The sequence below is a fragment of the Streptomyces sp. NPDC046862 genome, assembly GCF_040704615.1.
In the GTDB taxonomy this organism is placed as follows: domain Bacteria; phylum Actinomycetota; class Actinomycetes; order Streptomycetales; family Streptomycetaceae; genus Streptomyces.
This window is the reverse complement of record NZ_JBEYXP010000014.1, coordinates 23002-31784: the sequence shown is the minus strand read 5'-3', so window position 1 is coordinate 31784 and position 8783 is coordinate 23002. Positions and strand designations below refer to the sequence as shown.

Sequence of the window (8783 nt, the reverse complement as noted above, 5' to 3'; positions counted from 1 at the left end):
TACCCGTACCGATCCGGAAAGCCGGCCGGGGGCCGGAAGTGAGCCGCTGGGGCGGTGCCTTCGGCCGGCGCCGCGGTGGCAGGCCTTCGCCCACGACGGGCCGCGAGCGGGGCCGCGCGGCGCCCCTCGGCGACGTGGCGGCCGACGTGGCGGAGTCGGCCGAGGCGGTCCTCGTCGAGGACTACGAGGGTCTGCTGCTGCTCCGTTCCCCGTCGGACGACGCCCTGAGCCCGACCGACATCGCGGACCTGGCCCGCGGTCAGCGCTCGGACGACGGGACCGTGACCGTGATCGCGGGCACCGAGAGCGCGGGCGCCGACACCTTCTGGCCCCGGCTGAGCGAACTGCTCGACTCCTTACGCGACGAGGGCACCGAAACCGTACGGCTGGTCATGGCCGGCGCCGGTCTCGACCGCGTGGAGCGGCCCGCCACGGCACGCCGTATCGCGGACGCCTGGGGGTTCGAGGTGAACGCCCCGGACGGGCCGCCCCTCTTCGTGCCGGGCGGCTCGCTCTTCGTCCCCGCCGTCCCCGTGGGGGCGCCGGGGCCGGGAGCCGACGGCGGCTGGTGGCGGTTCGCGCCGGGAGCGAGACCGGAGCCGCTCGGCCCCCGCAGCCCCGCGCCGTCGTGGCAGACCGCGCTGAGCGGGGTGCCGGCGGGCACGGACGGCGGGTGCGTGGTGGAACAGATCCCGGCCGGGCTCCTGGTGCGCCCCGCCGAGGCCGCCGCGACCCGGCCGGGGGACCTGTACCACTCCGTGCCGGTCGATCCCCGGAGCCCGGCGGTGGTGGTCGGCGTGCCGTACGGCGAGGACGTCGCGGCGGGGGAGGTCGCCGACCTGCTCGCCGCGCTGCCGGAGCCGGTCAGGTCCGCCGTACGACTCGTCCCGGGCGGCCGGCGCGATCTGCTGTCCCTCGCCCAGTCGGTGTCCGACCGGCTGGACGCCGAGGTGGAGCTGATGACCGGCCTGCCCCTCATCGCCGCCGGTCGCCCGCTGGGGAACTACTTCGTACGGTCCGTGCTGGTCGGAGCCGACGGAACGCCCCAGTGGCTGCCGTTCGTGGACGCCGTCATGTGCCAACCGGCCCGGGGCGCCGAACAGGCTCCGCCTCCCCGGCTGTTGCGCTGGACCCCTCCGGTACCGGGGGCCACCCGGCCGGAGGAGGGCGTGGTCGATCTGTCCGAGCAGTGGCAGGTCACGGTCACCAGGGCGGGCCTGTGGGTCGGCGCGCGCGGCGGCGCCCGGCTGCCCCACACGACCCGTCAGGTGAGCCCGGCCGGTCCGCTCGTCGAGGTCGGCAGCCCGGGCGAGCGGCTGGACAGCTCCCTGTGGCCGGCGCTGTCGGGCCTGCTGGGCACCCTCGCGCCCGACCTGCGCGAGCGCGCGACCCTGCAGGTCCACGGTGTCCCCCAGGACGGTGGCCGCGAACTGCGCCGCCTGGCCGCGGCACAGGGCCTCCGCACCATCCGCTTCGCCCCGGCCACGACGGCCCCGACGGCCCCGACCAGGACGCCGGTGCGACCGGGGGCACCTGAGGCGGAGTCACCCGCGGGGCCTGCGGGGTCTGCGGGGGCGGTGCCGGCCGGGGGCGTGGGTTCGCCTGTCGGTTCGGGGTTGCCCGAGGTGTCGGGGGAGGCCAGGGCCACTGGTGCTCCGGGAAGCCCGGGGCCTCGCTCTCCGCTGCCCGAAAGGGCCGAGCGTGCGGAGGCCGCCGAGGCCGCCGAGGCCGCCGAGGCCGCCGAGCGCGCCGAGCGCACCGAGGGCACGCGCTCGCCGGGCATCTCCGGTGAGGAGCCGGAGGCGGATCCCGTTCCCCGACCGGGGACGTCCAGTACGGCCACCTCGTCCGCAGCCGTGCCCGCACCCGTGTCCTCCCCTGTGCCCACGCCGTCTCCGAAGCCGTCTCCGAAGCCGTCTCCGGACACGACGGCGGCCACCGGCCGTGAAGGTCGGGAGCCCGCGGCCCCGACGCCCGTGCCGGAGCCGGAGCCGGCGCGGTCTCCGGAACCAGAACCGGAGCTGGAGCAGGCGCGGGTCCGAAACCGGTCCGTACCCGCCACGGAATCCGCTCCTGAGCCCGCCCAAAAGCCTGTGGCGCGCCGACGGCCCGCAGAGCGGCAAGGCGCCCCCCAGGAGTCGGCGGGCCGGACTCCTCCGACAAGGACTCTCCCGGACGAGGCTGCGGACTCGAAGCCTGCCTCGAAGTCGGACCCGCGGCCGGACTCGAAGCCCGCCCCGAAGCCGGACCCGATGCCGGACCCGAAGCCGGAACCGAGGACCGCCCCGACCCCGGACCCGAGGACCGCCCCGACCCCTGACCCGAGGCCCGTCCCGACCCCGGACCCGAGGCCCGTCCCGACCCCGGACATCGCCCCGGACGAACAACTCGACACCCCCTTGCCTCCGGTCCCGTTCGGCCCGGGCCACCGCAGTACCGAATCCGAACGCAGCGCCTTCCGGGCGATGGCGGACGCGGAGTGGGACCGGCACGGCGCGGCCGTCGCGCGGTCGCTCGCCCGTATGCCCGCGTTGCGCGGCAAGGAGCAGGAAGCCGCCCGCGCCGATCTGATCGCGTTGAGGCTGTACCTGCACAGCGAGGAAGGACGGTTGAGCCACGAGGCGGTGACCCGTGCGCTGCGCTCGTACGAGGAGGAGATGTCGCCGTACGCGGCGTGCCTGGCGTCGGCGCTGAACCGTTTGCCCTCCTACCGGGGCGTGGTGCTGCGCGGCACGGGCTCCGCCCCCGACCTCCCCGTACCACGTCCCGGGGCGTTGCTCCGCGATCCGGCCCTGGTGAGCGTCACTCCTCTCGACCCCACGCGCCCGGCCATGACGGCGGGTGCCAGTTACGTCGTCTGGTCGGTCGCAGCTCGCCGCGTACGGCAACTGCTCGACACCGGCGGAGGGCCCGAGGAAGTGGTGTTCGCCCCCGGAACTCCCTTCCGGGTCCTGGACGTACGCCGGGCCGACTCCTCCGTACAGATCTTCCTGCGCGAACTGTCCCCCCACCTCCCCATGAGGCCCGACCCGGACGCCGACCGTGCCGCGCTCACCCGGCTGGACGAAGCCGTGCGCGGACGGTCGGCCCCGGCGAGCGTCGACCAGTGGCCGGTGCGCTGCATCGGGCCCTTCGGCACCGGGCCGGCCTGACACCGAACCGCCGACATGAGTAAGGAAGTCGAATGGCGCGTCAGCATGACCCCTCCGGCAGCACACCGCCGAGCACACCGGGCACGCCCCGCGAGTCCGCGTTAGCGATCCGCAGGGCGGTGGCGATCCAGGGTTCGGCCAAGGACCCGGGCGACGCCCTGGCCCCGCGCGGCGGAGACAGCGGAGCGGCGGGCACGCCGCCCACCGCGGGTGCCCAGCCCCCTGCCCGGCGGAGCGAGCCGGCCGAGGCCGAGGCCGAGGGCGAGGGCGAGCGCGCCGAGCCCGTCGGCGCCGGCGGGGACACCCGTACGGCCGAAGAGGCGCAGGCCGAGGCCGTGACCACCACCACCGGGGCGACCCCCGCCACCACCGAGGCAACCACCACCGAGGCAACCACCTCCAAGGCGACCGCCACCAAGGCGACCGCCACCAAGGCGACCACTAACGCCGTCGGCGCGGACGCGGATGCGGATGCGGACACGGCCGAGGCGGCGCAGGGCGGTGGCGCCATGGGTGTGGGCGCGGCCGTGGGCCAGGAGACGCCGCGCAAGGGGCCGAAGAAACCGATGCTGGCCGCCGCGGCCATGGTCGGGGCGGTGCTCATAGCCGTTCCCTTCCTCCTGCTCGGGGGCGGAAACGACAACGACAAGAAGCAGAACACGTCGAACACGGCGTCCGACACGGTCCTGGACGCGGGTGCCCCTGCCGGAGGGCCGGGCGACTACGCCACCGAGAGCCCGTCCCCCACCCCGAGCAAGAAGCCGTCGAAGAGCGCCGCGGCGAAGCCGCCTGCCGCGGCCGCCGAACCGAAGCCCAAGGCGACCCCCGCCGCCAAGAGCTCCCCGAAGGCCACGCCGCAGGAGAAGAAGGAGACGCGGCCCAGGACGCCGGTCTGGACGAGTACGTCCGTGACGGCCCCGAGCACGCTCTCCGTCGGCGAGTCCTGGAGCACGAACCGGATCAAGATGGTCATGCAGGAGGACGGCAACCTCGTCGTCTACAACGAGAACGGCCGCGCGACCTGGGCCTCCATGACCTTCGGAAAGGGACACACGGCCCGGTTCCAGACGGACGGCAACCTCGTGATCCACAACGGCGAGGACAAGCCCATATGGGGGGCGGACGTCTGGGGTCACCCGGGCGCGAAGCTGATCCTGCGGAAGGACGGCAAGGTGGTCATCAAGGACGGGTCCAAGGTGACCTGGTCCACCTGACCGGGAGCCGTGTGCTTGACCGGCGTCGTGCTTGACCGGCGTCGGCGGTGCGACCGCCGACGCCGGCCACCGGATCAGACGAAGGACCAGTGATGGTCGTCCGCCCTCGTGCTGTCGTTGCAGTGATAGAGGGTGAGACGGGCGTCGGAACCCCCGGTGGCGAAGCCGCTCACGTCCAGGCACAGGCCGCCGCTCGCGAAGTTGCGGATCCAGTAGGTTCCGTCCGCTCGCGGGTCGAGCCACCACAACTGGTTGTCGTTGTTGGTGGAGTTGCAGTGCGCGAGGGAGACCGCCGTCCCGGCCGGCTTGGCGCCGTAGTCGGGCAGGTCCATGCACAGTCCGCCCTTGTTGTTGGTGATCCGGAAGAGGTGGGCTCCTCGGGGGCCGCCGCCGCGGGAGCGCACCTGAAGGTTCCACAGCTGGTTGTCCGAGGCGGAGTTGGCGCAGGAGTACTGGTTGACCGGGTCCGCGTCGCGCCCGTCACCGAAGTTGGGGACATCGGCGCACATGGCTGTCGTCACGTTCTTGATCAGGACCTTGGTGGCGCTGGAGGCGGCGTTGGCCGCGGCGCGGGCACTGCCGGACGACGTGGAGCTGCCGCTCTTCCTGGTCTTGCTCTCGCTCTCGCTCTTGCTCTGGCCGGCTCCGGCTCCAGCCGTGGCGCCGGATGCAGCGGACCTGTCCGCGGGTGACGGAGACGAGGCTGTCCCCTTCTTCTCCGACTTCGGCTTCTCCGACGGCTTCTTACTCGGCGTGGGGGAGGGGCTCTCGGTGGCGTAGTCGCTCGGTCCGCCGGCCGCGGCACCCGCGTCCAGGACCGTGTCGGACGCATCGCGCGACGTGTTCTGCTTCTTGTCGTCGTCGTTTCCGCCCCCGAGCAGGAGGAACGGAACGGCTATGAGCACCGCCCCGACCATGGCGGCGGCGGCCAGCATCGGCTTCTTCGGGCCTTTGTGGGCGGCTGTCGCGGCGTGGGCGGTGCCAGCGGTGCCAGCGGCGTCGGTGGCGTCGGTGGCGTCGGCCGGTGAACCGCCTCCGTCCGCCGTCGCGAAGGCCGAGGACACCACCCCCTCCGGCTCCTTCCGACCCTCCGGCGACTCCGCACCCTCGGACTCCTGGCTCCGGGCCCGCGCCGAGACCGCTGTGCCTTCCGCAGTGCCCTCCGCTGCGGCTTCCGTTCCCCCGGCCTTCTCCCGCTCCTCGCCCTTCTCCCGCTCCTCGCCCTTCTCCCGCTCCCCGTCCGCCTGCTCGGCGCCTGACCGGCTCACGGTGGCCCCGCTCACGTCGGCCCGGCCCACGTCGGCCCCGCTCGCGGTGGCCGTCGCGCGTGAGCCCTCGGCCTCCCGGCCCGCTGGAGCGACGGCGGTGTCACCCGGGGTCAGAGCGCCTTCAGGGGGCTCCGAGGAGACCGGCAGGGGGACCGCGACCCGCACATAGGGTAAGCCTCCGGCGGGTCCGGGTCTCGTCCCGTCTCCCGTGTTTCGCTGAGCGCCCATTCCGTGTTTCCCCTCATGGCACAACGGCATCAGTCGGCCTCAAGGTCTACCCCGATCGTGAACACACCGACAACTGAACGTTGCTCCTTGGCGGTTGGCTGTCCGGTTGTCTGGTTGTTCGATACGGGACCACACGGAGCCCACTGGCGCGGGGCCGACCCGTCACGAGTCGTACGCGCGTGTGATGATGCACCCCGACAAGCGGCCCCGGGGGAGGGGCCGGGGTGCGTAGGAGGGGGCAGGGACGCATCGTGGCCAAGGACGGGTCGTCCATACCGGACGAGGAGTGGGAGCGCTTCCTTCGGGAGGCCGAGGCCGGGACCAAGGACGCGCCCGAGGAGCCGTCCGCGCGGGCCCGGATGGTGGCGCGGCGGCTGCGGGAGGAGCCCGGCACGCCGGAGGGCTGGCGGACCCACCAGCCGGTCCGGCGGCGACGGAACAAGATCTGGTACGTGGCCGGTCTGCTGGTCGCGGTCGGTCTGCTGGTCGTGGCACTGGCTCCGGGACGGGTGGCCGGCTGGCTCCCGGGCGGAGACGGAGGCGGCGACGACGCGCCGCTCGCGGCGGAGACGAACCGTCCGGACAAGCCGCCGGCGACCGCGGCGGCGGACCAACTGCCCACGGTGGACCATCCGTTCAGGGGCTCGCCCGCGGAGCGGTGGGCCGACGGCACGGCGGGGATCAGCCTGCCCGCGGCACGGGCGACCGGCTGGATGAACAAGGACCAGGTCGCGCAGGCGCTCGCCCGGAGCCGGGACTTCCTCGTCGAGTCCAGCCTGGATCCCGGTGTGCTGCGCGGGGAACGGCCGCGGAAGGCGATCGCGTTGATCAACCCGCACCAGAAGGACGTCGCCGACTTCCTGGCGACGGCGTTCCGCGCCCCCAGCCGGGAGGACGACCCGTTGCTGCTGTTCAGCCGGTTCGACACGTCGAAGGTGCGGCTCGTCGGGGACGTGATCAAGACGCGGGGACGGGTCACCTACCGCGAGGGCGAGCGCGGCGCGGTCGAGGTGACCACCGATGTCACGTACGTCTACCCGGTCGTACGCGCCGCGGGAGGAAGTGACGAGGTCGCGCGCACCATCGTGCGCCGCGAGGTCGTGATGAGCTGGGACGACCCGGCGAAGGTGGTGACCGAGAAGGGGACACTCTCCCTCGTCTCCTACAAGGTGGACACCGCCAACGGCGGCTGCGACACCTTCACCGGCTACCTCACGCCCGAGTTCAGCGCCGAGCAGGCGACCTCGGGTCCCGGGGACGGCGCCGAGGTCGACCCGTACGACCGGAGCGACTCGATGGACGAGCGCATGCGGAAGGACCGCGACGAGGGATGCGGGACCGCCACACGGACGTGACCGGCAGCGACACTCCCGCGAAGCCGCCCCTCCCGCGAAGCCGCCCCTCCCGCGCGGCCCCGCCGCTACGAGGATCTGGGCAGCGCCGCCACGGCTCTGGCGTACTCCGCTCTGAGCGTCCGTCTCATCGACTGGGAGCCCAGGCGGTGCCGTAGCCGTCTGCGGAGCTCCCTGCGCTGCGGCGGGGTCGTGGCACCCCAGATGCCGTCCGTCGACATCGCCGGGTTGGCCAGCGCCCACACGAAGCACGCCCGGACCAGCGGACAGCGGCGGCACATCGTCGCGGCCGCCACCACCTCACCGCTGTGCGGGTCGTAGCTGTCGAGGAAGAACCCGTAGGTGGTCGTGCACGGTTCGCCTCCCGTCAGCGGGGGCATGGGGAGATCCCGGTGGTCCCGGTGGTGGCTCATGCTCTGTGTCTCCTCCGCGGACAGCGGTCGCCGGTCCCTCACCGCGAGAGCCGGTTCGTGTTGCTCGACGCGTTCCACGGCCGCCGGGTTCGCCGGAAGCCACCCCCGTGCCGTGTCTTCACACAACTGCCATCCACCGCTGCTCCCGGCATACGGCATGCGCTGCTCCCGGCCCACGTCATGGCAGACTCACCGCATGATCGTCGAACGCGCGTACGCACACGTGGACTCGCACGACGAGGGGACGTGGCCGTGGTCCCTGCCCTGCGTGCGCGATCTCCTCACGGACGGGCTGCGCTTCACCGCGCCGGTGACGTTCCTCGTCGGCGAGAACGGCTCGGGCAAGTCGACGCTGGTCGAGGCCCTGGCGGAGGGCTTCGGGCTGGACCCCTGGGGCGGTTCGCACGACTGGCGCTACGCCAGTCAGCGGGGCAGGTCGACGCTCGGCGAGCGCGTCCGCTTCGACGCCGCGCCGCGCGGACGGCGCATGCTGAGCAGCTGGTCGGCCCGCAAGGGCTTCTTCCTGCGCGCGGAGACGGCGATGGACGCGCTGAGCCGGGAGGGGTACGCGCCCGACTCGGTCAGCCACGGTGAGGGCTTCCTCGCCGCCTTCCGGGGCTCCTTCCTCCAGCCCGGCCTGTACGTCATGGACGAGCCGGAGGCGGCGCTGTCCTTCACCTCCTGCCTCGAACTCCTCGGGCACGTCCACGACATGGCGAAGATGGGCGGCCAGGTCGTCTGCGCCACCCACTCCCCGCTGCTGACCGCGCTGCCCGGCGCCGACATCGTCGAGGTCGGCGAGCACGGTCTGCGCCGTGTCGAGTGGCGCGAGCTGGCCCTGGTCGACCACTGGCGCCGCTACCTCGACGACCCCCACGCCTATCTGCGCCACGTCCTCGACTGAGGGCCGGCCGCGCGGATCCCGCAAGGGGCCTGAGTGCACCCCACGTCCACCGGCCAGCCGGATTCCCGCCGTGTCCGGGGCTTCCTAGCGTCGGTTGTGTCAGTGCTGCCGTATCCGCGGCGCACCGCATGACAGCTGCGCACCGCATGACGGCGGCGCACCGCATGACGGCGGCGCACCGCATGACGGCGGCGCACCGCATGACGGCGGCGCACCGCATGACGGCGGCGCACCGCATGACGGCGGCGCACC

Annotated in this window: 6 protein-coding genes; 4 read left to right on the top strand and 2 right to left on the bottom strand. The window is 73.4% G+C overall.

Translation table 11 applies throughout. The features are described from left to right. Positions 1-38: 38 nt before the first annotated feature. Positions 39-3152 carry a hypothetical protein gene (locus AB0959_RS17435; protein WP_366827275.1) on the top strand — a complete coding sequence of 1038 codons (3114 nt, stop codon included), beginning with the start codon at positions 39-41 and terminating at the stop codon, positions 3150-3152. 32 nt (positions 3153-3184) lie between these two features. Continuing rightward, positions 3185-4366 carry a mannose-binding protein gene (locus tag AB0959_RS17430; protein WP_366827274.1) on the top strand — a complete coding sequence of 394 codons (1182 nt, stop codon included), beginning with the start codon at positions 3185-3187 and terminating at the stop codon, positions 4364-4366. A 74-nt stretch (positions 4367-4440) separates the two neighbouring features. Here the strand turns inward: AB0959_RS17430 and AB0959_RS17425 are convergent, their stop codons facing one another. Next, the gene (locus AB0959_RS17425; RefSeq protein ID WP_366827273.1) at positions 4441-5799 is read right to left on the bottom strand and encodes an RICIN domain-containing protein; all 1359 of its coding nucleotides are present in this window, start codon (positions 5797-5799) and stop codon (positions 4441-4443) included. A 314-nt stretch (positions 5800-6113) separates the two neighbouring features. Here AB0959_RS17425 and AB0959_RS17420 point away from each other — a divergent pair, with 314 nt between their 5' ends. After that, on the top strand, positions 6114-7217 hold the full coding sequence (locus AB0959_RS17420) for a hypothetical protein (RefSeq protein WP_366827272.1): 1104 nt from the start codon (positions 6114-6116) through the stop codon (positions 7215-7217). Between the two features lie 65 nt (positions 7218-7282). Here the strand turns inward: AB0959_RS17420 and AB0959_RS17415 are convergent, their stop codons facing one another. Next, positions 7283-7627, bottom strand: coding sequence for a WhiB family transcriptional regulator (locus tag AB0959_RS17415; protein WP_366827271.1), 345 nt, complete (start codon positions 7625-7627; stop codon positions 7283-7285). Positions 7628-7823: 196 nt separating this feature from the next. Between AB0959_RS17415 and AB0959_RS17410 the strand changes: the two genes are divergently transcribed. Continuing rightward, entirely contained in the window at positions 7824-8531 is a 708-nt protein-coding gene (locus AB0959_RS17410) for an AAA family ATPase (RefSeq protein ID WP_366827269.1), read from the top strand. Positions 8532-8783: the final 252 nt, after the last annotated feature.

What these genes read in the sequence shown, in the direction of transcription:
- AB0959_RS17430 (WP_366827274.1), top strand. Translation starts at nt 3,185, where the DNA reads ATGGCGCGTCAGCATGACCCCTCCGGCAGCACACCGCCGAGCACACCG.
- AB0959_RS17410 (WP_366827269.1), top strand. Translation starts at nt 7,824, where the DNA reads ATGATCGTCGAACGCGCGTACGCACACGTGGACTCGCACGACGAGGGG.
- AB0959_RS17415 (WP_366827271.1), bottom strand. Translation starts at nt 7,627, where the DNA reads ATGAGCCACCACCGGGACCACCGGGATCTCCCCATGCCCCCGCTGACG.